The following is a 468-nucleotide window of genomic DNA, read 5'->3' as shown; positions in this document are numbered from 1 at the left end:
CGGCGCTGATGCCGCTGTTCAAGCGGCTCGAAGCCCATGTGCTGGCCGCTTCACGTCTGCACGGCGACGACACGACGGTGCCGGTCCTGGCCAAGGGCAAGACCGATACTGGCCGATTATGGACCTATGTGCGCGATGACCGACCGTTCGGCGGCGCCGACCCGCCGGCGGCAGTGTTCTACTATTCCCGCGATCGCCGAGGCGAACATCCCGCGGCGCATCTCGCCGGCTGGAGCGGCATTCTGCAAGCCGATGCCTTTGGTGGTTACGGCGATCTCTATGCGACGGGTCGTCAGCCGGCCCCTGTTCTGGAGGCCAGCTGCTGGGCCCACAGCCGGCGCAAAGTGTTTGAGCTGGCCGATGTCGAAGCGGCGGCGCGCAAGAAGGCGCACGGCGAGAAGCCCAACCTGGTCTATCCGCTGGCGGTCGAAGCCGTGAAGCGCATCGATGCCCTGTTCGATATCGAGC

At 66.0% G+C, this 468-nt stretch carries 1 protein-coding gene; it reads left to right on the top strand.

Annotated features, from left to right (window positions below):
* The coding region (locus AC0L2Y_RS34600; protein WP_473562339.1) for an IS66 family transposase at positions 1-468 on the top strand (468 nt) is incomplete at both ends.

The sequence above is a fragment of the Mesorhizobium sp. WSM4830 genome (assembly GCF_055811495.1).
Note: the sequence above shows the minus strand (reverse complement) of the source record. Positions and strands in the feature narration are given on the sequence as shown.